Source organism: Lutibacter profundi, from assembly GCF_001543325.1.
In the GTDB taxonomy this organism is placed as follows: Bacteria; Bacteroidota; Bacteroidia; order Flavobacteriales; family Flavobacteriaceae; genus Lutibacter; species Lutibacter profundi.
The window spans coordinates 1577930-1599979 of the sequence record NZ_CP013355.1; the positions used below are offsets into that span (position 1 = coordinate 1577930).

24 protein-coding genes and 2 tRNA genes are annotated in these 22050 nt (G+C 29.4%); 14 read left to right on the plus strand and 12 right to left on the minus strand.

Features of this window, described 5'->3' with window-relative positions; translation table 11 throughout:
* Position 1: 1 nt before the first annotated feature.
* The 4 genes from Lupro_RS07010 (at position 2) to Lupro_RS07025 (ending at position 4152) form a co-directional block, all read left to right on the plus strand.
* Complete coding sequence (locus Lupro_RS07010) at positions 2-1189, plus strand: pyridoxal phosphate-dependent aminotransferase (RefSeq protein WP_179945739.1); 1188 nt, start codon at positions 2-4, stop codon at positions 1187-1189.
* An 86-nt stretch (positions 1190-1275) separates the two neighbouring features.
* The gene (locus Lupro_RS07015; protein WP_068207870.1) at positions 1276-1476 is read left to right on the plus strand and encodes a dodecin family protein; all 201 of its coding nucleotides are present in this window, start codon (positions 1276-1278) and stop codon (positions 1474-1476) included.
* A gap of 260 nt (positions 1477-1736) precedes the next feature.
* Entirely contained in the window at positions 1737-3785 is a 2049-nt protein-coding gene (locus Lupro_RS07020) for a thioredoxin domain-containing protein (RefSeq protein ID WP_068207871.1), read from the plus strand.
* 4 nt (positions 3786-3789) lie between these two features.
* A complete protein-coding gene (locus Lupro_RS07025) occupies positions 3790-4152 on the plus strand; it encodes a DUF1304 domain-containing protein (RefSeq protein WP_068207873.1) in 363 nt (120 codons plus the stop codon).
* Between the two features lie 166 nt (positions 4153-4318).
* Here the strand turns inward: Lupro_RS07025 and tsaB are convergent, their stop codons facing one another.
* The 10 genes from tsaB to cyoE all read right to left on the minus strand — a co-directional run bounded on the left by tsaB (position 4319) and on the right by cyoE (position 11654).
* The gene (gene tsaB, locus Lupro_RS07030; RefSeq protein WP_068207876.1) at positions 4319-4990 is read right to left on the minus strand and encodes a tRNA (adenosine(37)-N6)-threonylcarbamoyltransferase complex dimerization subunit type 1 TsaB; all 672 of its coding nucleotides are present in this window, start codon (positions 4988-4990) and stop codon (positions 4319-4321) included.
* A gap of 209 nt (positions 4991-5199) precedes the next feature.
* Positions 5200-6528: a TolC family protein gene (locus tag Lupro_RS07035; protein WP_068207878.1), complete on the minus strand. Its 1329-nt coding sequence runs from the start codon at positions 6526-6528 to the stop codon at positions 5200-5202.
* 90 nt (positions 6529-6618) lie between these two features.
* On the minus strand, positions 6619-6828 hold the full coding sequence (locus Lupro_RS07040) for a hypothetical protein (RefSeq protein ID WP_068207881.1): 210 nt from the start codon (positions 6826-6828) through the stop codon (positions 6619-6621).
* Between the two features lies 1 nt (position 6829).
* Positions 6830-7345, minus strand: a complete 516-nt coding sequence (locus Lupro_RS07045; RefSeq protein WP_068207883.1) for a DUF420 domain-containing protein — start codon at positions 7343-7345, stop codon at positions 6830-6832.
* Entirely contained in the window at positions 7345-7971 is a 627-nt protein-coding gene (locus Lupro_RS07050; protein ID WP_068207886.1) for an SCO family protein, read from the minus strand. The genes Lupro_RS07045 and Lupro_RS07050 overlap by 1 nt, the downstream gene beginning before the upstream one ends.
* A gap of 3 nt (positions 7972-7974) precedes the next feature.
* Positions 7975-8628, minus strand: coding sequence for a hypothetical protein (locus Lupro_RS07055; protein ID WP_144439117.1), 654 nt, complete (start codon positions 8626-8628; stop codon positions 7975-7977).
* Positions 8629-8802: 174 nt separating this feature from the next.
* Positions 8803-9156, minus strand: a complete 354-nt coding sequence (locus Lupro_RS07060; protein WP_068207891.1) for a cytochrome C oxidase subunit IV family protein — start codon at positions 9154-9156, stop codon at positions 8803-8805.
* Between the two features lie 19 nt (positions 9157-9175).
* Entirely contained in the window at positions 9176-10156 is a 981-nt protein-coding gene (locus tag Lupro_RS07065; protein WP_068207894.1) for a cytochrome c oxidase subunit 3, read from the minus strand.
* A gap of 54 nt (positions 10157-10210) precedes the next feature.
* Entirely contained in the window at positions 10211-10792 is a 582-nt protein-coding gene (locus Lupro_RS07070) for a cytochrome c oxidase subunit 3 (RefSeq protein ID WP_068207897.1), read from the minus strand.
* A 1-nt stretch (position 10793) separates the two neighbouring features.
* Positions 10794-11654 carry a heme o synthase gene (gene cyoE / locus Lupro_RS07075; RefSeq protein ID WP_099092414.1) on the minus strand — a complete coding sequence of 287 codons (861 nt, stop codon included), beginning with the start codon at positions 11652-11654 and terminating at the stop codon, positions 10794-10796.
* Positions 11655-11876: 222 nt separating this feature from the next.
* On the opposite strand from cyoE, the gene Lupro_RS07080 reads away from it, so the two are divergent.
* The 10 genes from Lupro_RS07080 (at position 11877) to Lupro_RS07125 (ending at position 19929) form a co-directional block, all read left to right on the plus strand.
* Positions 11877-11948, plus strand: a tRNA-Gly gene (locus Lupro_RS07080).
* Between the two features lie 20 nt (positions 11949-11968).
* A tRNA-Leu gene (locus Lupro_RS07085) sits at positions 11969-12054 on the plus strand.
* A 56-nt stretch (positions 12055-12110) separates the two neighbouring features.
* Positions 12111-12395 (plus strand): GIY-YIG nuclease family protein, encoded by a 285-nt coding sequence (locus tag Lupro_RS13935; RefSeq protein ID WP_068207911.1) that lies wholly within the window; start codon positions 12111-12113, stop codon positions 12393-12395.
* Positions 12396-12492: 97 nt separating this feature from the next.
* On the plus strand, positions 12493-12777 hold the full coding sequence (locus Lupro_RS13940) for a GIY-YIG nuclease family protein (protein ID WP_068207914.1): 285 nt from the start codon (positions 12493-12495) through the stop codon (positions 12775-12777).
* Positions 12778-13114: 337 nt separating this feature from the next.
* Complete coding sequence (locus Lupro_RS07100) at positions 13115-13828, plus strand: LPXTG cell wall anchor domain-containing protein (protein WP_068207917.1); 714 nt, start codon at positions 13115-13117, stop codon at positions 13826-13828.
* A gap of 53 nt (positions 13829-13881) precedes the next feature.
* On the plus strand, positions 13882-16689 hold the full coding sequence (locus Lupro_RS07105; RefSeq protein ID WP_144439118.1) for a hypothetical protein: 2808 nt from the start codon (positions 13882-13884) through the stop codon (positions 16687-16689).
* Positions 16690-16698: 9 nt separating this feature from the next.
* Complete coding sequence (locus Lupro_RS07110; RefSeq protein WP_068207922.1) at positions 16699-17622, plus strand: zinc ribbon domain-containing protein; 924 nt, start codon at positions 16699-16701, stop codon at positions 17620-17622.
* A 16-nt stretch (positions 17623-17638) separates the two neighbouring features.
* Positions 17639-18250 carry a zinc ribbon domain-containing protein gene (locus Lupro_RS07115; RefSeq protein WP_068207927.1) on the plus strand — a complete coding sequence of 204 codons (612 nt, stop codon included), beginning with the start codon at positions 17639-17641 and terminating at the stop codon, positions 18248-18250.
* Positions 18251-18252: 2 nt separating this feature from the next.
* On the plus strand, positions 18253-19143 hold the full coding sequence (locus Lupro_RS07120; RefSeq protein ID WP_068207930.1) for a zinc ribbon domain-containing protein: 891 nt from the start codon (positions 18253-18255) through the stop codon (positions 19141-19143).
* An 84-nt stretch (positions 19144-19227) separates the two neighbouring features.
* Positions 19228-19929, plus strand: a complete 702-nt coding sequence (locus Lupro_RS07125) for an urease accessory protein UreH domain-containing protein (RefSeq protein WP_068207934.1) — start codon at positions 19228-19230, stop codon at positions 19927-19929.
* On the opposite strand, the gene hypE is transcribed toward Lupro_RS07125, so the two are convergent.
* Positions 19926-20954, minus strand: a complete 1029-nt coding sequence (gene hypE, locus Lupro_RS07130; RefSeq protein ID WP_068207940.1) for a hydrogenase expression/formation protein HypE — start codon at positions 20952-20954, stop codon at positions 19926-19928. The genes Lupro_RS07125 and hypE overlap by 4 nt on opposite strands.
* Positions 20955-20964: 10 nt before the next feature.
* Positions 20965-22047, minus strand: coding sequence for a hydrogenase formation protein HypD (gene hypD, locus Lupro_RS07135; RefSeq protein ID WP_068207943.1), 1083 nt, complete (start codon positions 22045-22047; stop codon positions 20965-20967).
* Positions 22048-22050 lie beyond the last annotated feature (3 nt).

The window sequence follows — 22050 nt, forward strand, 5'->3', positions numbered from 1 at the left end:
TATGAGCAATCAACTCTCAAACAGAATTAACAGTTTACCTATTTCAGCAACTTTGGCAATGGCAGCTAAAGCTAGAGAATTAAAAACTGAAGGAAAAGACATCATCAGTTTAAGTTTAGGGGAACCCGATTTTAATACGCCCAATTTTATTAAAGAAGCTGCTATACAAGCTATTCATGATAATTATAGCTCTTATAGCCCTGTAGATGGTTATTTAGATTTAAAAAAAGCAATTTGTAAAAAATTTAAACGCGATAATAATTTAGAATACAACCCAAGCCAAATTGTAGTTTCAACAGGGGCAAAACAGTCTTTAGCGAACGTTGCAATGGTATTATTAAATCCGGGTGACGAAGTATTACTTCCTGCACCTTATTGGGTAAGTTATTCTGCTATATCTATTTTGGCTGAAGCTACCTATAAAGAAATTCCTTCAACTATTGAAACTAATTTTAAAATTACACCTCAACAGTTAGAAGCTGCAATTACACCTAAAACTAAATTAATTTTCTTTAATTCTCCCAATAATCCAAGTGGTTCAATTTATAATGAAGATGAATATAGGGCTTTAGCAAAAGTTTTAGAAAAATATCCATATATATATATTATTTCTGATGAAATTTATGAACATATAAATTATGGTGAACCTAGTTTTAGCTTTGCTGCTATTGAAAGTATGTATAACAGAACTATTACTGTAAACGGTGTGGCAAAAGCTTTTGCTATGACTGGCTGGAGAATAGGCTACATAGGCGCACCAGAATGGATTGCCAAAGCTTGTACTAAAATGCAAGGGCAAATTACTTCAGGGGCAAACAGTATTGCTCAAAGAGCAACTATAACAGCTTTAGAAGCTCCCGTTTCTAAAATTCAGTATATGGTTGATGAATTTCAAAATCGTAGAGATATGGTTTTAAATTTGTTAGGTAAAATTGAAGGTTTCAAATTAAATGTTCCTAGTGGTGCTTTTTATGTTTTTCCTAATATTTCTTATTTTTTAGGAAAAGAAATTAAAGGTTATAAAATTAATACTGCTGCAGACTTTTCTATGTTTTTATTAGAAAAAGCAAATGTTGCAACAGTAACAGGTGATGCCTTTGGGGCTCCTAATTGCATTAGAATATCGTATGCCGCATCAGAAACTCAATTAAGAGAAGCTATCAAAAGAATTAAAGAAGCTCTAAGTTAAAAATTAATCTGTTCTTTTATTTTATTATTTAGTAATACTTAAAATTTTGTATATTAGTGTTTATTAATTAACAAAAATCATGTATTATGTCAGTAATGAAAGTAATTGAGGTAATGGCAAGTTCTGACAAAAGTTGGGAAGATGCTACTAGAAAAGCAGTATCACATGCTGGAAAAAGTATCAATCATATTAAATCTGCATTTGTACAATCACAAAGCGTTGTTGTTAACGGTGGCAACGTTGAAGCATTCAGAGTAAATGTAAAAATTACTTTTGAAGTGAAATAATTTTAATTAAATCTATTTTAAGAGGCTGTCTGAAAAGCAATTATACTTGTCATTTTGAACAAAGTGAAAAATCTCAACATATTGATATATAAGTGTTTAATTTCAAGGAGATTCTTCATTTACATTCAGAATGACACTTTTTAGACAGCCTCTTTCTATTTTATATTTATACCTCATCTAAAAAACTAGTAATGCATCGTTTATTATTTATTATAATATTAGCTTCTTTTATTAGTTGCAAAAGTCAAATCGAAAAAAAAATGCCTGAACAATATAAGTATACCAACAATTTAATCCATGAAACTAGCCCTTACCTACTTCAACATGCTCATAATCCTGTTAATTGGTATGCTTGGAATAATGAAACTCTTGAACTTGCTAAAAAAGAAAATAAACTTATTATTATTTCAATAGGGTATTCCTCTTGTCACTGGTGCCATGTTATGGAGCATGAAAGCTTTGAAAATGAAGAAGTTGCTAAGGTTATGAATGAAAATTTTATAAGTATTAAAGTAGATAGAGAAGAGCGTCCAGATATAGATCAAGTTTATATGAATGCCGTACAATTAATGACTGGCAGAGGCGGTTGGCCTTTAAATTGTATTGCTCTGCCCGATGGAAGACCTATTTGGGGAGGTACCTATTTTCCTAAAGAGAATTGGATAAATGCACTAAATCAACTAGCCGACTTGTTTAAAAATACTCCTGAAAAAGCAATAGAATATGCAGAACAACTAACAGAAGGCATTAAAAAATCAGAATTAGTTTTCTTAAAAAAAACGCATACAGAAAATACGGTTTCAAATTTAAATTTAGCAGTAAAAACGTGGGAAGAAACTATGGATTTTGATTTAGGAGGAAGAAAAGGAGCCATAAAATTTCCAATGCCTAACAATTATGAATTTTTATTGCGATATGCCGTTCAAGCAGAAAATAATAAAATATTAAACTATGTTAATACAACGCTAACCAATATGGCGTATGGAGGTATTAACGACCAGGTTGGCGGAGGATTTGCTAGATACTCAACAGATGAAAAATGGCATATACCTCACTTTGAAAAAATGTTATATGATAATGGTCAGCTAGTCAGCTTATACTCAAAAGCTTTCCAAGCAACAAAAAATGAATTGTACGAAAGCACAGTTTATCATACGCTTAATTTTATTGAAAGAGAGCTTACAAGTAATGAAGGTGCTTTTTATTCTTCTTTAGATGCAGACAGTAACAATGCAAAAAACGAGTTAGAAGAAGGCGCTTACTATGTTTGGAAAAAGGAACATTTAAAAACTATTTTAGGTGATGATTTTAAATTATTTTCAGACTATTACAACATCAACAATTATGGTTTTTGGGAAAACAATAATTATGTACTTATAAGAAAAAGTAGTAATGCTGAGATTGCAAAAAAACACTCTATTTCAATTTCTAAATTAAAAGATAAAGTTACAACGTGGCAAAAATTACTTTTAAAAGAAAGAGGAAAAAGAGAAAAACCTAGATTAGACGATAAAACACTAACTTCATGGAATGCTCTTATGTTAAAGGGCTATATAGATGCCTACACTGTTTTTAATGAAAAACATTTTTTAGAGATTGCAGTTAAAAATGCTACATTTATTTACACCAAACAATTACAAGAAAACGGAAGTTTAAATCACAATTATAAAAATGGTAAAAGTACCATCAACGGCTATTTAGAAGATTATGCCACTGTAATTGATGCTTATATTGCATTATATGAAATTACTTTTAATGAATTGTGGTTAAACACGGCCAAACAATTAACCGATTATACATTTGATCATTTTTATGATGTAGAAAAGTCTATGTTTTATTTTACTTCAGATGAAGATACTAATTTAATTACTCGCAAAATGGAAATTGAGGATAATGTAATCCCTGCTTCAAACTCTATTATGGCGAAAAATCTATTCAAACTAAGTCATTACTACTCAAACAATTACTATTTAAAAGTGAGTAAACAAATGCTAGAAAACGTTAAGGAGAATACTCAACAATATGGATCTGGATATTCAAATTGGTTACAATTACTGGCAAATTATGTTGGAAATTATTATGAAGTTGCCATCTCTGGTAAAAATGCATTTGATAAAATAGTTGAACTAAACCAGAAGTACATTCCGAATAAATTAATTGCTGGTAGCACAAAAAAAAGTAACCTCCCATTAATGGAAGGTAGATACAACGAAAATGAAACACTTATTTATATTTGTGTTGATGGAGCGTGCCAACTCCCTGTTAACAACACTAAAGAAGCTTTAAATCAATTAAAAATTAAGTTTTAAGATTATGAAATATTTACAAATTTTCTTTGTTGCATTGGTTGCATTTGAACATCTTTATTTTATGATACTTGAAATGTTTTTTTGGGACAAACCTATAGGGTTAAAAACTTTTGGGTTAAAATTAGAAGATGCAAAAAAAACTAAAACACTAGCTAAAAACCAAGGGCTATACAATGGTTTTTTGGCTGCTGGACTTATTTGGGCTATTATAAGTGACAATAATTTTAAAGAAATAGCTCTTTTCTTCCTTATTTGTGTAACTATTGCAGGCATGTATGGAGCTTATACTACACAAAAAATAAAATTGTTTTTTGTGCAATCTATTCCTGCTTTAATTGGAATAACCTTAATCTTACTATATAAATAATAAATTATTAAGAACACTAAAAACTAGTATTAAATGTTGTGGTAAAACCTTCAGCTTCGCCAAAAGCAATTGAAGTGTGTTTTTTGATATTATTGAAAGTGTTATTAAATACACCCTAAAAAAAGTAGGGATTAGAATACCATATCCACATCAAGTAAAAATTAATTTATTTTTTTGACTTTAAAGCAATAAAATCTTTTAAATAAAAAGGTTCAAAATACGCAACATCCTCAATATCATTATTTTTATACTTTTTAAAAGAAAGCATTGACATTTCATTTGCTGAAGGTAATTTACCATCAATAAAAGTTATATTTTTATGATTTATAACTTCTTTACATTTTTCAACACCATCACCCACTAAATACACTTTTTGTTTTGTTAAAAAATTATGAAATGAATCTTCAGTAATTATTTCAGCCTTTACTTCTCTTATTTTTTTATTTTCCGAATCAAAAACACTACTGTAAACTTCCATTCGTCTTGCATCTAATAAAGGAACAATGCAACCTTCAGTAATTGAAACTGATAATGCCAATGTTTTTAAAGTATCAACCGATATTAACGGAATATCTAAGGCAAAACACAACCCTTTAGCTGCTGAAACCCCAATTCTTAAGCCCGTGTATGATCCAGGCCCTTTGCTAACTGCTACAGCTTTTAAGTCATACAATTCTATTTCACTTTTACTAATTACCTCTTCAATAAATTCATGCAATTTCTCAGCATGTGAATATTCTCCACTATTTAATTCTTTTAAAGCAATAGTTTCTCCGTTGTTTGCAATACTTACTGAACAATTTTTAGTTGCTGTTTCTATGTTTAATATATATGCCAATGTTTTTCTTTTTGATTGGCAAATATACTTAAATCAACAGGTATAAAACAAAAGAGGCTGTCTAAAAAGTGTCATTCTGAAAGTAAATGAAGAATCTCCTTGAAATTAAACACTTATATATCAAGATGTTGAGATTTTTCACTTTGTTCAAAATGACAAGTATAATTGCTTTTCAGACAGCCTCTTTTAATATTTATTTAAAGTTTTAATTAATCAATTAAAGATTTGCCTACGTAAAAATCTAAAACTTTTGTTCTAAACACAAAATCATATTTAGCATTAATTAATGATGATTGTGCATTTAAAAATCTATTTTTAACTTGCTCAAAATCAAAAGAAGTCATAACTCCTAAATTGTAACTCTCTTGTGAGTTTTTAAATGACAGTTCTTGTGATGCTACATTTTTCTCTGCAGCAACGTATGTTTTTAAAGCTGCCTTTGCATCCATAAATGCTCTTTCAATAATTTTCCTCAATTGAAGTTTTGTATCTTCTAAATTAAATTGACTTATTTCATGATTTATTTTAGCTGAATTCACATTTGATTTAACCCTAAATCCTGAAAAAATAGGGATGTTTAATGAAAGTGAAAAGCTATTATTTTTATTGTTATCTAATTGATAGAAAAATGCTTTGTTTGAAATTGATGCCAAATCTAAAAATGAAGCTGCTGAACCAAAATTATAATTGAAAGATAAAGTCGGCAAAAACCCAGATTTCGCAATATCTATTCCTTTTGAAGCACTTAAAACATTTAATTTAGCACTTTTTATCTCACTTCTATTTTCAAGGGCAATTTTATAAATTGGTAATGCTTCATCATACATTAATAATTCAGAAGGTGTATTAACAACCATATCTTCAATATCAAACCCCACATAATCAAGCTGTAGCGTTTGTGCTAAATCTAATAATGCTAAATCTAACGAATTTTGAGCTGTAACAACTTGTTGTTCATCATTTGCCAAATTTGCTTCTACTTCTAATAAGTTTGATTTAGGTTGAACACCTGCATCAACAAGTCTTAAAACTTGACTTACTTGTTTTTGACTAACTTCTATTTGAGACTTCGCAATTTTAAGATTTTCTTTGTTAAATAAAACATTTAAGTACGAATTAACAACTGTTAAGGAAATATCATCTTTTAATTTTTCTAAATCATATTTGCTGGCTTCTAATCCTATTCTTGATTGTTCAACCTGATTTATAATTCTAAAACCATTAAAAATTGTTATCCCTGCATTAATACCAACACTTGTTGAGTGACTTGTGGCGTTAACCCTTCTAAAAGTTACTCTGTCCTGTGCTGAACCAAAAGTTAACCTTTGAGATGTAGTTGCTGAAACTGTAGGATAAAAACCTGATTTCCTATTTACAATTTCTTCATTTTTTAATTCAATAGCTAATTCACTTCTTTTAACCGAAATATTATTTTCTAAAGCATAATTAACACATTCTTGTAGAGTCCATTTTTTATCTTGTGCATTCATAGTTATAAAAAATACAAATGCTAAGGCAGTAACAATTTTTGTTCTCATTTTATGAAGTGAGTTTTATTTATGATGTTGATTTTGTTATAAGACGACTAAATTTATTATTTGTTACACTCTTAGTCTCTTATAGAAATGTTAAATTTTATTCTTTCTTTTTCTTTTAAGAATAAAGTAAAATAGTGCACCAACTAAAAGGTATGGAAAAATCATTAAATAAAGTATGCCTGTATTTAGCCCTTCAGCTTCAGAAGCATTGCCACTTTCTACAACTGCCTTACACATGGCACATTGCGCATCAACAGAACTCGTAAAAATTATAAATATGATAACAAGTAACTTTTTCATTTTAATAATAGGGTGCTATCATTAGGTAAACAATTACTCCACTAATAGTTACATACAACCATAAAGGGAATGTAATTTTGGCTATTTGTTTATGAAGTCTAATGTTGTTTGTAATGGCTCTTACAAAAGTAATTAACACAAACGGAATCACTACAATTGACAATATTATATGCGAAATTAAAATGATGAAATATATGGTTTTTAAACTTCCTTCACCACCAAACTTCGTTGAATTAGAAGTCATATGATAAACAACGTAGAGAACTAAAAATAATATAGAAAACACAATTGCACTCTTCATTAACTTTTTGTGTAATTCAACTTTTTTATTTTTAATAGCCCAAAATGCTACAATTAACAATACTGCTGTAAATGCATTAATACTCGCATAAATTGGGGGTAAAAAAACGGGTAAAGAAACATTAATTTTAACACCAAATAAAACAGCAACTACCAAAGGAATTAGAATTGATAAAAGAATTATTCGTTTGTTATATTTTTTAATAGTTGTTTCCATTATTCATTTAAAAGTATTGCAATATCTTCTTTAATCATTTGAACCCCTTTAGGATCTAAACCATCATAAAATGCTATTGGGTTTCCAAATTCATCTAATCTCGAACGAATATTACCCTGTTTATCAACTAAAGCAAACATTCCAGAATGTTCAAAACCTCCTTCAGCATCACTATTTTCTCCTGCAAAAAGTGTAAACCCAGTATTAGCCAATTCATAAATTTTATCTTGATCTCCTGTCAAAAAATTCCAATTTTTTAATGTTGCGCCGTGAGATTTTGCATATTCTTTTAAAATTTGAGGTGTGTCATGTGTTGGATTAATACTAAAAGACGCAATTCCAAATTCGTTATTTCCATAAAATTCATTTTGAATTTTCACCATATTTTCATTCATTTTAGGACAAATTGTGGGGCAGGTTGTAAAGAAAAACTCTACAACATATACTTTGTCTTTATAAAATGAATTTGTAATTAATTTTCCATCTTGATTTGTAAATTTAAATGGGGGTACTTTTGCAATTGTAATTAATTGAGGTGGTTTTAATTTAGCTACAATTTTAGGAATGGCATAAATACCAAAAATTAAAATTATAAAAGCAATACCTATGTATGAATATTTTTTCATTCTTTATTGTGATTTTTCTCTTTTTCTTCGTTGTTCCTTTTCTGCAGTTTTTTTTAATTGGTAATAAATAATATCAATATCATCTTTTAGTTTATTTTTTAATGTGGAAACAGATCTCATATTGTAACCAAATAGTTCTCCACCTACCGTATCCTCGTCATCTTTTCTTCCTCGTAAACGCAGTTCCTTATCAATAATATACGCATATTCTGAATACCCGTTTTTATTTAATTTATAGGGTGTCTTTAAACTATTAAAAAGTAATTGCATATTCGTTGTATCAGCGTATATAAAATGCCATTTACTCAAATCTGTAAATACTGACAATTCATTAATTACATTTAAATACTCACTTTCTGTTGCTTTTGGCAGAATAGCTACCGCTTGAAAAAAAGGTTTTGGATAATATCTTTTGTAAACAATTTGATTTAAATTAAACAAGCTTGCTTTTGCTGTTTTAATATCACTGCCTAAAAAGCATACAATTGAAATTTTATTAGAAAACGAAACATCTTTCTCTGTTGATATTTCTTTAATATCCAAAACGTTTTCAGTTAGTATTGGTAAATTTGAATATTTATAAATTCCTTGTGACAAAAAAATATAAAAAACCAACGGTAACAAAAACAGACTAAAAAGGACTAAAAATTTCTTCATTTTTTTATAAAAAAGTAAAAGAGGCTGTATAAAAAGTGTCATTCTGAATGTAAATGAAGAATCTCCTTGAAATTAAACACCTATATATCAAGATGTTGAGATTTTTCACTTTGTTCAAAATGACAAGTATAATTGCTTTTCAGACAGCCTCTCCTCCTTCTATTTTTTAATTTTTTAGTAATTCCATTTTGTTAATGGCCCTAAAACATCATTAATATAACTACCTTCTATTAATATTAATGTTGCTAAATAGGCTATTAAAAATAATGCGGTCCAGACTACTGCTCTCCTTAAACTCTTTTTTTCATCAGCCATATGCATAAAAAACCATGTGATATAATATGCTTTTACTAATGTTAAAATTAAGAATATAATATTTAATATACTTGTTCCTAAAAAATGCGTTAAATGAAGTGATGCTGGTTTTATAATACCTAAAACAACTTCAACCATTGTTATTACAGAAAGTATTGCAAATACTTTCCAAATTAATTTTGTGTGCGATGTATGTTCTTGTGCGTGTTCCATTTTAATATTTTTTTGTGAATTAAACTAAGTAGAAGAATGTGAATACAAATACCCAAACTAAATCTACAAAGTGCCAATATAACCCTACTTTCTCAACCATTTCATAACTTCCTCTTCGCTCATAAGTTCCTACAATTACATTAAAAAATATAATTATGTTAATTAAAATTCCTGAAAAAACGTGAAATCCGTGAAATCCTGTAATAAAGAAAAAGAAGTCGGCAAACAATGTTTTACCATATTCATTAACCTCTAAGTTTGCACCTTTAACAATAGCCTTACCTTCAGCTAAATAGGCCATTGCATCTTTACGTGGAATTATTATTTTTTGTTTTGTTTCTGGGTTTATCTGTTCAGTTCTAATTGTTATTTCTGGATGTTCTTTAAATCCCTCAATAACTTCATTTATAGTAAAAGGAGGTAAAGAAGCTTCCTTTACATACCATATTCCATTGCTTTTAGTATGTTGTACTCTTTCGGAATTCAAAGGTTTAGAAAAACTTTCTAAAGTAACCTGATGCCCAGAAGCATTAACAAACTGAATAATTTTTCCATCTTTTAATTGCATAGCTCCATAAGATCCTTGAATGAATTGTTTCCATTCCCAAGCTTGTGAACCTAAAAATATGACACCACCAATAATGGTAAGTAGCATATAAAATGTTACTTTACCTTTTTTCATTTGATGACCTGCATCAACTGCTAACACCATGGTTACAGATGAAAAGATTAAGACAAAAGTCATTAATGCTACATAAAACATAGGGGCATTAACACCATGTAAAAAAGGAAAGTGAGTAAAAACTTCATCGGCAATTGGCCAAGAGTCTATAAATTTAAAACGCATTAAGCCATAAGCGGCCAAAAAGCCTGAGAATGTAAGTGCATCAGATAAAATGAAAAACCACATCATCATTTTACCATAGCTTGCATCTAATGGTTTTTTATTTCCTCCGCTCCAATTATTCCCATTAGAATCACTAGCAATAGTTGCTTCCATAAAAGTTTTATTTTGATTTTTAGTTATAGTTTTGCCAAAAATACATATTTTTTATTATCTAATAAAATAGAAAAAGAAAAATAGGTAAATCCACAGTATATCCACAAAATGCCAGAAAATAGCTCCTAATTCAAGGCCTAAGAAGTTTTTTGAAGAATATTTTTTTATTAAATGATTATAAATTACAATTACTAGCACAATAATTCCAGCTATTATATGCGCTAAATGCGCTAGGGTTATACCATAAATAAATGACGATTTCACGGTACTGTATTCACCGGCAAAAAACAATCCAGAATCAAATAGTTCTTTAAATCCTTCAAACTGAAAAAACACAAATCCAATACCTAACAGTAATGTTAATACTAAAAAAAGTGTTGTTAGTTGTCGATTATCTTTTCTAATAAAATTTTTTGCTAATAAAAAAGTAATACTACTTAATACAATTATAATAGTACTTATGTAAAAGGCATTAGGCAAATCAAATGATACCCAATCACTTCTTTTACGGCTAACTACGTACGCGCTTGTTAAGCCTGCAAACATCATAGTCATACTAATCATTGAAATCCAAAGCATTGGTTTGGCTGATTTTCTTCTGGCTTGTTTTAATTCTTGATCTAAAGTTTCTTTCATTTTAATGTAAAAATTTATCTACAACATATATTATTTGTATCAATGTAATATATAAAACACTTGATAACATTAGTTGCCTTGCTACTTTATTTGTTAACTTTTTATATAATTTTATAGCATAAAATAGCATTGTACTTCCTAAAAGTAATAAAATTACAGCTGTAATTGGGTAAATATAAAAACTTCCTGTTAATTTCAAAACTGGAATTACAGAAACAATTATTAAACAAAATGTATAAATAATAATTTGGACTACTGCTTTCTTGTTTTTTTGTCCCATTGGCATTAAGTTAAATCCTGCTTTTTTATATTCATCGTATTGCAACCAAGCTATTGCCCAAAAATGAGGAAATTGCCAAAAAAATTGAATTAAAAATAACATTCCAGGTTCAATAGAAAAACTATTTGTAGCTGCTACCCAACCTAACATAAAAGGTATGGCGCCAGGAATTGCCCCTATAAAAACTGCTAATGGTGTTATTGATTTTAGTGGTGTATAAACACTTGTGTATAAAAATATTGAAATAGCACCAAACAATGCACTTTTAGGATTTATACTATATAAAATTGATATTCCTAAAATAGTGAATGAAACAGCAATTACCATAGCCATTGAAACATGCATTCTACCAGTTGGCAATGGACGGTTTTTGGTACGTTTCATTAAAGCATCGGTATCTTTTTCAATAATTTGATTAAATGCATTTGAAGCTCCAACCATTAAATACCCTCCAATTGCTAATAAAATAAGAGTTGAAATTTGAATTTTTTCAACAGCCAACAAGTAGCCTGCTAATGACGAAAACACAACACTTAATGACAAACCAACTTTTGTAAGTTGCTTGAAATCGTTAAATACCATGGAAAAATTCACTTTTTGATGAACAAAATTTGACACTACCTTCATTAAATTAACTTATAAACTGTGCAAATATATTTTATTATTAGAGAATTACAACCTTATAGTAAGTTGATTGAGTAAATATTTTAAATAAATTTGAAAAAAGTCTTTGCATTTAACAGATTTGTATTAAATTTGCCCTCGCGTTTGAGAGATTAAATGTATGTTCTTTAAAATATGACTGCGAAAGTAGCTCAGGGGTAGAGCATCACCTTGCCAAGGTGGGGGTCGCGGGTTCAAATCCCGTCTTTCGCTCTATTTTTACATATACCAATGCTGAAGTGGTGGAATTGGTAGACACGCTGGACTTAAAATCCAGTGGGCTGTAAGGCCCGTACGGGTTCAAGTCCCGTCTTCAGTACTAAAACTCTTGTTAATCATCTGATTAACAAGAGTTTTTTAGCTTAACAAAACACCATGGCTTACGTTTATATTTTACATTCAGCTTCTACAAACCATTATTATACTGGCAGTTGTAAAAATTTGACTTCTCGTTTAAGGGAACACCGTACACACATATACACTAATAGTTTTACAGCCAGAGCATCAGATTGGAAGGTCTTTTTAGTTATTGAAAATTTAGAATATCTACAAAGTAGAAAAATTGAAAATCACAACAAAAGAATGAAAAGTAAAATCTTCATAGAAAATTTAAAAAAGTATCCAGAACTTATTCAAAAATTGAAAATAAAATACTCCTAAACGGGTTCATTCCGATAGCTATCGGAACCCGTCTTCAGTACTAAAACTCTTGTTAATCATCTGATTTTCAAGAGTTTTTTTGGCTTAACAAAACACCATGGCTTACGTTTATATTTTACATTCAGCTTCTACAAACCATTATTATACTGGCAGTTGTAAAAATTTGACTTCTCGTTTAAGGGAACACCGTACACACATATACACTAATAGTTTTACAGCCAGAGCATCAGATTGGAAGGTCTTTTTAGTTATTGAAAATTTAGAATATCTACAAAGTAGAAAAATTGAAAATCATATCAAAAGAATGAAAAGTAAAATCTTCATAGAAAATTTAAAAAAGTATCCAGAACTTATTCAAAAATTAAAAATAAAATACTCCTAAACGGGTTCATTCCGATAGCTATCGGAACCCGTCTTCAGTACTAAAAACTCTTGTTAATCATTTGATTTTCAAGAGTTTTTTAGTTTTTCTTTTATTTGTAATTATAAACTTCTTTTTACTAAATCTATTTATTTAATTTTTTATTTGTCTAATATGCATATTTTTAGAAATTTATTTAAAAATAATAGCACTTATTTACACAAAACATAACAATTATCATAAATTTTTGGAATTTATTTAAACAAGTTGTAAATTTACTCAGCTACTTATTAAAAATTTTAAAACAATTCTGAATTATTAACGGAATCACAAGTTGATACTATTTTATTAGATTGTTATGCGATTTTTTTCTCTCCTTTTATTTTTTGTGCTTAATGGTGTTTATGGACAAGAATTTGAAATAACTCACAAAGGACCATTAAAAGAAAATTGGGAGTTTTATAAATCAAAAACGACATATATTGATTATAGTACAATTTATCTTTGTGGTAGACAACCTAATGAGAATAAATATAATGATGCTAAAGTCAACATTTTGTTTATTGATTATACTCTATATGGAGGCATCATAGTAACTGCAAATAACCAAACAAATATTGAAAATGATTATGTAGATGATTATGTTCTAAAAGGAATAAATTATTATACAATTTATAGTAAACGAAAGGAAAATGAGACTGATTATAAATATTGGTTTTATATTGATATAGATGGTGATAATACTAAAGGAGTTGAAGTAGCTGCAATTATAAAAAAAACAGGTAAATCAACTTGTTCCTATGATAAGCTAGAAAAAATTTTATTTCAACATGTAAGAGAGTTACAGTTTTTACCTTTAAGTAATAACAATAAACAACCCACTTTAAACAATAACACACAAAATGACAAGAATTCTTCCGATGATAACAGCAACACTTGGACAGTCATTATCGGTGCCATAACTGCAGGGGCATTATTAGGAATACGAAATAGAAGAAAAAAAAGAAAAAGTCTAAAGAAGAAAAGAAACTCAAAAAAGAAAAAGAAGCTACCGATTACATTTTACAACTAAACCACAATAGTTTTAACTTAAAACCAAATGAAACCCAAAACTTAGTGGTTAAAGTGTGGAAAATTACTGAAAAAAGTAAATTTGTGGTAAATGCATCCATAAGGGTAAATAATCCGGAAAAGGCTTTAAAAATAATGCCTTATAGCAATATTGGAACACTTGACAGTCAATTAACATTAAAAGACAAACCTGCCAATAATAAATTTAATATTATGGTTACTGCCACTACCGGAGGAAATTCCTTTCAAAAAATAGTTTCCATAAGTATAGGTGGTGAAAAACAAATTTTAGTAAAAACAACACCAAATAACACTCGTATTTTACGACCTAATACCAAACAGGCTATTTCTTGTTATGCGAAAGTTGTTGATGAAAATGGAAAACTCCTTCCAAAAGAAACTAAAAATATAAAATTCAAACCACAAAGTGATTGGATTGATTTGTCTGACCCAGTAATAGATGGTGAATGGATTGCTATAAATATGGGAGCATCAGATCCAAATGCTATTGCTGCTGTATCGCATCCACCAAAATCGGTTATTTTATCTGTCATCATGGATAAAGTAGAACAAGGTGAAGAAATTTTACAAAATGATTTAGAAATACAACTCTTAGATTGTAAAATTGACACAAATATAGATACCATTTCTTTACCTGTTTCAAACGAGCTAACTGAAATAACATTTAACGCTTTTATTGAAGATTGTGATGGCAGTACCCCTTGGAAGTTTGAAGCATTGTACCTAACCAATGATAACAAACCAGATAAACCTCTCTCTAAAATTGAGTTAGCACAATTATCCAATACCAAAATACAAATTACAGTTACTGGCCCAATTTTATTCCCTTCTGAAAATGAGAAATACCTAATTAAAAAGCTAGTTATAAAAACTTGGCAAAAAGAAGAAAAACCGCTAGAACGCCATCTTAAAGTAATCGTATCAAAAGAAGGTTTATTTGTAGAAAGTGGAGCAACAAAAAACAACACTATAAAATTTACAGCTAAAGGTGAATATGTACATGAACTTGAATTTGGACTCTATGTTTATGATGAAGCAACCAATGATATTGTAGTTGATAAACTAGGACTTCAAAATTTAGATTTTGAACTAATAGATAAAGACTTAAAATTAAAAAATATTAACAGTGTATTGAAACCCAAACTGAATTTTGATAATTATGTTACAACAATTCCTCATGCCAGATATATTTTAGAAGTGCCCAACAAATTTCCAGGCTTTGGAGATTATTATAATTTACACTATCGTATAAAAGTACTGGATGCAAAATATAATGAAAGTTTAGAGTTTGAAAAAATAATCACATTAAAAATACAGGACTACGGTATTGGAGAAGCATTCCCAGATTGGCAAAAAGCGTATGATGAGTGTAAATATACTATTTTAGAATACGTACCTAATTCTGACAAACAACACCAGTTACTAAATATGCTCGAAAAGCATAAGTTTCAGTTTGATATAGAAGGTATGGTGGCATTTCGTAAAATGATTTGGAGAACTGCTAGAGACCTAATGCTTAATAAAAGAGATGGTTATTTAGCTTTAGCCAACTGGTATGATGCTGTTATTGACACTTTAGAATGGGTAGTTTGGATGGGAGACATTGCTTTTCAAATAGTTATATCAACTTATACAGGAGCTGCAGGTGGTTTTGCTGCAAGTGCTTTTAAGGAAACCTTTTTAACGGGAGTTAGATTAGTTATTGAAGGAAAATCTATAGATGATTTTGTGAATGAAGAAATTGAGTCTCTAAAACAAATGATGTATGGTGCAGCAAAAGGAAGTGTTATCAATACTCGAAATATTGAAAAAGTATACAAAGGTAATAAGCTAAAAGTATGGGCTATTTATGCAGTAGTTACTTTTTCTATGCAATACCACCGCTCTGGATCTATTCCACAAGCTGCAAAAGATACAGCAAAACAACTACGCGATGAAGCTATTATACGTTTTTTGCACGGGAAAGTCATGCAAGAAAGTGCGAAACTGAAACAAAAAACATTAAAAGACAAAGAAGCTAATTTTAAAGAAAAACAAGGAGATTCAACTGAACTCACAAAAAAAGGAACAAACGATTATGAAAACGTCTATAATCCGCCAGATGTAAGTGGTTATACAAGTGGTAGTTTGAAAACAATCCAAAGTGTAGCTAATAAGTTAAAGGTTAAAATAATTACCAGACCCACAAATGCCGCTGCTCGAAAATTATTAAAATCTGGTAAAGCCGTTGCAAAAAAAATGTTTGTTAAAAACAAAACCATTAATAAATTAGATACCTACATAGGTGCAAAAAAAGACGATATAGGTAAAGTTGGTAGTTTTAAGCCTAAATTGAATAGAGCCAAAATGAAAAATTTGTCTAAGAAACAAGTTGAAAAAATTGTAAAACGCTATAAACAAAGAAGTAGAGAATGGATAAATCAATCAGAACATCTTATACAAAATTCAGATAAACTATATGTAAAAAAAGGAGTAGTATATGATAAATTATCTGGAAAACCTTTTACGGGTGATATAGATATATTTGATATTAGAGGAGCGCATGGTGAATTACTTACTAAATCTCAATATGAAAAAGTAGTTAAAGAATTATTAAAATCAAATATAAGTAATGTGGAACATGGTGCACATGTGAAATGGGATTGGCAAAGCATTAAAGATTCTGGTGATAGAAAAATAGCAAAAGATATTTATGATAAAATAATTGGTGACCACACTAAAGTAGAAGGAAGTAAATCAATAGCTAAAAATATTAAAGACTATAAAAAAGAAGCTTTAGTTGAATTTGAACCTGGAAGTTCCAAAGGGGTAAAAATAAAAAGTGTATTACATAAAGGGTAATTATTACGTATGAAAACTACTAATTTCACAATAGAAAAAAGAAATAAATTAATTAATTTAATATTTCAACAAAGAATTATTGTCGCACAATTATCAAATGATTTAGACAAAACATCTGATGACGAAAAGCTACAAAATCATTTAATGCTCGAATATGAAAAAGCACTAAACGAACTTCAAACAGTTGAAAATGAATACACCCTAATTTTACCTAAAATAGAGTTATCACGTTGTCCATTTTCTAAGGAAATTTATACTTTATCTATTGACTCGTTTGGACTAAATGGTCCTTGGTGGGATGCCAATCAACCAATAAGAACTTTTGAGAAAGAAAGCAAAACTTTTTTTGCATTAACTGGCAGTGTTAATATTAAAGGAGAATTGCCAGATGCACCTTTCCCTATAAAACCCGGACCTGCTGTGCCTTGGGTTTCTCCTAGATTACTGTCTAACAAAAATATTACAGCCGTTTTATCTGCTATTAAAATTGACATATACAATGCCTACGTTGTTGTGTATTTTTCAAAGGATAAAACTATAGAAATAGAAAGAATAAACACTTGGGGCACTGATGGGTATATAGCTGAAGATATTGAAGGAATAGCTGTTTTAGGCAGTACTTTTGATGAAGAAGATGAATATGATTTTGATATTACCCCGTGGATAGAAAAAGGAAAATTAAAATGGATTTTCCCAAATGATGATGCATTAGAACTTCAAGATAGTGTTGATAATTGTCCTTATTTAGGTATTAAAGGTTACCAATACCCAGTACTTATTCAAAATAAAACAATAAAAAGTTGTATGCTTAAACTAGAATATGATGATGATGATGATGATGAAAGAAAATCTAAGAACTTTTGTACTAACTGTGGCGCTCCAGTAATTAAAGGAGCTAAATTTTGTGGAAATTGTGGAAATAAACTTAATTAATCTTAATAAATAAATTATGCCTTTTTGTACTAACTGTGGAGCATCAATTAATAACAAAACTAAATTTTGTCCAAATTGTGGATTTAAAATTGGAATAACGCCCAAAAATAGCAGTGAACCGTCCAAAAAGAAAATGGAAAAAGGAGTGGTAAAAAGCTTGAAAAATGAAACTTCAAACTATGTGAAATCAAAAATAAAGGAGACTGTTTCTCCAAAAACCCAAAAAGATAATTTATATACACACTCAGAAATCAAAACTGATGATATTCAAATTGATAACAACAATACTATTAATACGAAGAAAACAGCTAAAAACTTAATACTATTTTATGTTTTATTAAATATACTTTTATTTTCATTTGGGGAAGGTTCTGACGATATTATGGGAGTAAAATTCTTTTCTGTAATTATACTTGTTATTTATTTTATTAGACATCAAAAAGAAAAACCTCTTAATTGGCTACTTAAAATATTTATAGGATTACAAGCCATACTGCTATTCTCAATTTTCATAACTCAATCTCAATACCTTTTTGTTAATTTCATTTCATTTTTAACAACCTTATCACTTCTAGGATTATTTATTATCATACTCCTGTTATTATTTAAAGGAAATAAAACTCAATAATTATGAAAACTATATATTGTACAAATTGTGGTGAAGCTATAACTGAAGACACTAAATTTTGTCCCAGTTGCGGTAAAAAAACAAATAACAATCAAAAAGAAAATTTAGAAGAACCCAAAAACTCTTCTTTTAACCCTAATACCTCCTCATCAAATATTTTTTTAGAAATAAATAATAAAATTACCCTTCAAAATAGTGAAAGTAAGATTGTTAAACGTTCTTGGTATGCTGCTGGTTTCTTTTTATTAATTATTATTGTAGCTTTTATGGATTTGGATGCATTACCAATACACCCAGCAATTGTAATGATTTCTATTTTCTTTTTTATAATATCAATAGTTATTGGATATATGTTTAAAAGTAGAGAAAAAAAATTACAAACTTTAATAAACGGCGAAAATTTAGTGGCTGAATGGACTTTAACAAAGGAACAAAAAAAGAGCTACGTTAATTATTTATTTAAACAAGAATCTGGCAAAAACCTAATCATCCTTTTTTCAATAGGATTAATTGCTATTGTAGTTTTTGGAATATTTATTTTAGTTATTGATGAAGGAAAATTATTTATGTTTTTAGTACTTATAGGCTTAATATTATTTTTAGCCTCTTTTGCCTATGGAATGCCTTTTTATTACAAAATAAGAAATACTAAAGGTGATGGCAAAATATTAATTGGAGCAAAATACGCTTATATAAATGGTTATTTTCATAATTGGGATTTCCCTTTATCAGGTTTAAAAAAGATAAAAATTATTGAAGATCCTTTTTATGGCATTTACTTGGTTTATTATTATACGGATAGAACTTTAAAACATAGCGAAGAACTCTATATTCCTGCAAACAACACTATTGATTTACCTAAATTAATTACAACTTTAAAAAATTTAAATTAGTAAAATCACATCATAATTCTTTATAGTATTCAACCTGTTTTCAATTAAAAGTTGTAATTTTAATACTCATAATTTTTGATTCTTATGGACTTTAACTTACCCTTATTCGCAGGCATAATTGCTGCGGTTGCTCATGTTATTTCAGGCCCTGATCATTTGGCTGCTGTAACTCCTTTTGCAATTGAAAGCAAGAAAAAGGCTTGGAAAGTAGGTTTGTTTTGGGGAATAGGGCATTTGTTGGGAATGTTATCTATTGGTATTTTATTTTTACTTTTTAAAGAATTTATTCCTGTTGAAAAAATTTCAGCTCACAGTGAAAAATTTGTTGGCGTACTGTTAATTGGGTTAAGTATTTGGATCTTTTTTCAATTGTTTAGAAAAGAAAAAAATCACACACACACACATATTCATACTGAAAATAATGGTATTATTCACAAACATCCCCACCAACATTCTGAAGAAAAATCACACAATCATCAGCATATAAACTTAAAGCAAAACACAATGGCTTCCTTATCTTTTGGCTATGTTCATGGGTTAGCTGGTATTGCTCATTTTTTATTGTTTTTACCCGTTTTGGGGTTTACATCTAAACTAGAGTCTACCGAATACATTATTGGGTTTGGAATTGGAACCATACTTGCTATGGTTTCTTATGCAATTGTTATTGGGCATATTTCTCTTGCCTCAAAAAACAACCACAATATCAACTTTTTTAAAGGAATACGTTTTGCAAGCGGTTTATTTGCTTTAATTATTGGCGTTTATTGGATTTTAGTAAATTAACAAATTCTAGGTAATTGCTCTCCAACTAACGGACTCACAATTCGTTTACCTCCAATTGAACTTTCCATAACTACTTTTTTAGGGTGGTTATTTGTAACGAAGCCAATAATAGCCGCATTTTTTCCTTTTGAATGGTTTCTCATTAATTGTAAAACCTCAGAAGCAATTTCTTTACTAACTATTGTTAAAAAAACACCTTCATTGGCTACATAAAGCGGATCTAAACCAAGCATTTCACATGCGGCTGCAACTTGTTTTTCAATAGGAATATCAGTTTCTTTTATAAAAACACCTTTAGAAATATCATTGGCAATTTCATGCAATACTGTTCCTAGCCCACCACGTGTTGGGTCTCTAAACATTTTAATGTTATTGCCAAATTCATCTAACAAATCTTTTACCAAATAATTTAAATTGGTAGAATCACTTTTAATTGTAGTTTCAAATTCTAACCCTTCTCTGTCACTCATAATTGCCATTCCGTGTTGAGCAATAAAACTATTAACAATAATTACATCATTTTCTAATATATTTTGGATTGATATATTTGCTTTTGAATGCATTTCACCAAAACCCGTTGTATTTATAAAAATTTTATCGCCTTTCCCTCTTTCCACTACTTTAGTATCTCCAGTAATTATTAGTACACCACTTTCATCGGCTGCTTTTTTTATAGATTGAACAATTTTTATGAAATCTGACACTTTTAATCCTTCTTCAATAATAAAAGCTAACGACAAATATTTTGGTATTGCACCACACATTGCAACATCGTTTACAGTTCCGTGTACTGCTAAACTACCAATATCTCCTCCTTTAAAAAAAATTGGAGTTATCACAAAACTATCTGTTGAAATGGCAATTTTTTCATTAAATTCTACAATAGATCCATCATGTTTTTGATCTAAAAACGGATTGCTAAATGTTTTGAAAATTATTTTGTCTAATAAATTCCTGGTTAATTCACCTCCACTTCCGTGACCTAAATGAATAGTTTCAAATCCTATATCTACTATTTTTTCCATTTTTACTTTTTTATATTATTGAAAAATGATAATATGCTGCACAAGCCCCTTCTGAAGATACCATTGGTGCTCCTAGTGGATTTGAAGGGTTGCATGCTTTACCAAACTGAGCACACTCAGCAGGTTTTTTAATTCCTCTTAAAATTTCACCCGCAATACAAGAACTATTTTCAGGTACTTTTATATGACTGATATTAAACTTTGCTTCAGCATCGTAATTTTTGTATTTTGATTTAATTACATATCCACTATTAGGAATTTCTCCTATTCCACGCCATTCTCTAGTACCAATTTCAAAAACTTGATTTATCACATTTTTTGCAGCTACATTCCCTTCCTTTTTAACTACTCGCGCATATTGATTTTCTAATTCAAATCTATTTTCTTCTAATTGTTTTACCGCCATATAAATTCCCTGAACTAAATCTAAAGGTTCAAAACCTGTAACCACAATTGGTATTTTATATTTTGTTACCAATGGTTCATATTCTTCAGTTCCCATAATTGCACACACATGGCCAGCTCCTAAAAAAGCATCAATAGTACAAAACTCATCATCTAAAATAGCTTCCATAGCTGGCGGAACTAGCACATGAGATGCCAAAATAGAATAATTAGTAACACCTTCTTTTTCTGCATGTAAAACTGAAAGAGCATTTGCAGGAGCTGTGGTTTCAAAACCAACAGCAAAAAACACAACTTCTTTTGTTGGATTTTCTTTAGCAACAGCTACCGCTTCTAAAGGTGAATACAAAATACGTAAATCACCACCTAAAGCTTTAGCTTCCAGCAAACTTTTTTTACTCCCTGGAACTCGAATCATATCCCCAAAAGAGCAAACAATAACTCCTTTTTCAAGTAAATCAATGGCTTTATCAATTAAATTTAGCGGCGTTACACAAACTGGGCAACCTGGGCCATGAATCATTCTAACTTTCTCTGGTAGTAATTCTAAAATACCATTTTTAACTAAACCGTGTGTTTGTCCGCCACAAATTTCCATAATATTCCATTCATGTTTAGTAATATTATGAATTTCATCTAATACTTTTTTAGTCTCTTCTAAATTTCTATATTCCGCTAAATACTTCATCTA

Coding starts and splice junctions, on each gene's coding strand:
- Lupro_RS07015 (WP_068207870.1), top strand. CDS start 1,276: ATGTCAGTAATGAAAGTAATTGAGGTAATGGCAAGTTCTGACAAAAGT.
- Lupro_RS07050 (WP_068207886.1), bottom strand. CDS start 7,971: ATGAAAAAATATTCATACATAGGTATTGCTTTTATAATTTTAATTTTT.
- Lupro_RS07115 (WP_068207927.1), top strand. CDS start 17,639: ATGCCTTTTTGTACTAACTGTGGAGCATCAATTAATAACAAAACTAAA.
- Lupro_RS07035 (WP_068207878.1), bottom strand. CDS start 6,528: ATGAGAACAAAAATTGTTACTGCCTTAGCATTTGTATTTTTTATAACT.
- Lupro_RS13940 (WP_068207914.1), top strand. CDS start 12,493: ATGGCTTACGTTTATATTTTACATTCAGCTTCTACAAACCATTATTAT.
- Lupro_RS07045 (WP_068207883.1), bottom strand. CDS start 7,345: ATGGAAACAACTATTAAAAAATATAACAAACGAATAATTCTTTTATCA.
- Lupro_RS07020 (WP_068207871.1), top strand. CDS start 1,737: ATGCCTGAACAATATAAGTATACCAACAATTTAATCCATGAAACTAGC.
- hypE (WP_068207940.1), bottom strand. CDS start 20,954: ATGGAAAAAATAGTAGATATAGGATTTGAAACTATTCATTTAGGTCAC.
- Lupro_RS07055 (WP_144439117.1), bottom strand. CDS start 8,628: ATGAAGAAATTTTTAGTCCTTTTTAGTCTGTTTTTGTTACCGTTGGTT.
- Lupro_RS07125 (WP_068207934.1), top strand. CDS start 19,228: ATGGACTTTAACTTACCCTTATTCGCAGGCATAATTGCTGCGGTTGCT.
- Lupro_RS07025 (WP_068207873.1), top strand. CDS start 3,790: ATGAAATATTTACAAATTTTCTTTGTTGCATTGGTTGCATTTGAACAT.
- Lupro_RS07065 (WP_068207894.1), bottom strand. CDS start 10,156: ATGGAAGCAACTATTGCTAGTGATTCTAATGGGAATAATTGGAGCGGA.
- Lupro_RS07070 (WP_068207897.1), bottom strand. CDS start 10,792: ATGAAAGAAACTTTAGATCAAGAATTAAAACAAGCCAGAAGAAAATCA.
- Lupro_RS07060 (WP_068207891.1), bottom strand. CDS start 9,156: ATGGAACACGCACAAGAACATACATCGCACACAAAATTAATTTGGAAA.
- Lupro_RS13935 (WP_068207911.1), top strand. CDS start 12,111: ATGGCTTACGTTTATATTTTACATTCAGCTTCTACAAACCATTATTAT.
- Lupro_RS07100 (WP_068207917.1), top strand. CDS start 13,115: ATGCGATTTTTTTCTCTCCTTTTATTTTTTGTGCTTAATGGTGTTTAT.
- Lupro_RS07110 (WP_068207922.1), top strand. CDS start 16,699: ATGAAAACTACTAATTTCACAATAGAAAAAAGAAATAAATTAATTAAT.
- Lupro_RS07040 (WP_068207881.1), bottom strand. CDS start 6,828: ATGAAAAAGTTACTTGTTATCATATTTATAATTTTTACGAGTTCTGTT.
- Lupro_RS07120 (WP_068207930.1), top strand. CDS start 18,253: ATGAAAACTATATATTGTACAAATTGTGGTGAAGCTATAACTGAAGAC.
- hypD (WP_068207943.1), bottom strand. CDS start 22,047: ATGAAGTATTTAGCGGAATATAGAAATTTAGAAGAGACTAAAAAAGTA.
- Lupro_RS07010 (WP_179945739.1), top strand. CDS start 2: ATGAGCAATCAACTCTCAAACAGAATTAACAGTTTACCTATTTCAGCA.
- cyoE (WP_099092414.1), bottom strand. CDS start 11,654: ATGGTATTTAACGATTTCAAGCAACTTACAAAAGTTGGTTTGTCATTA.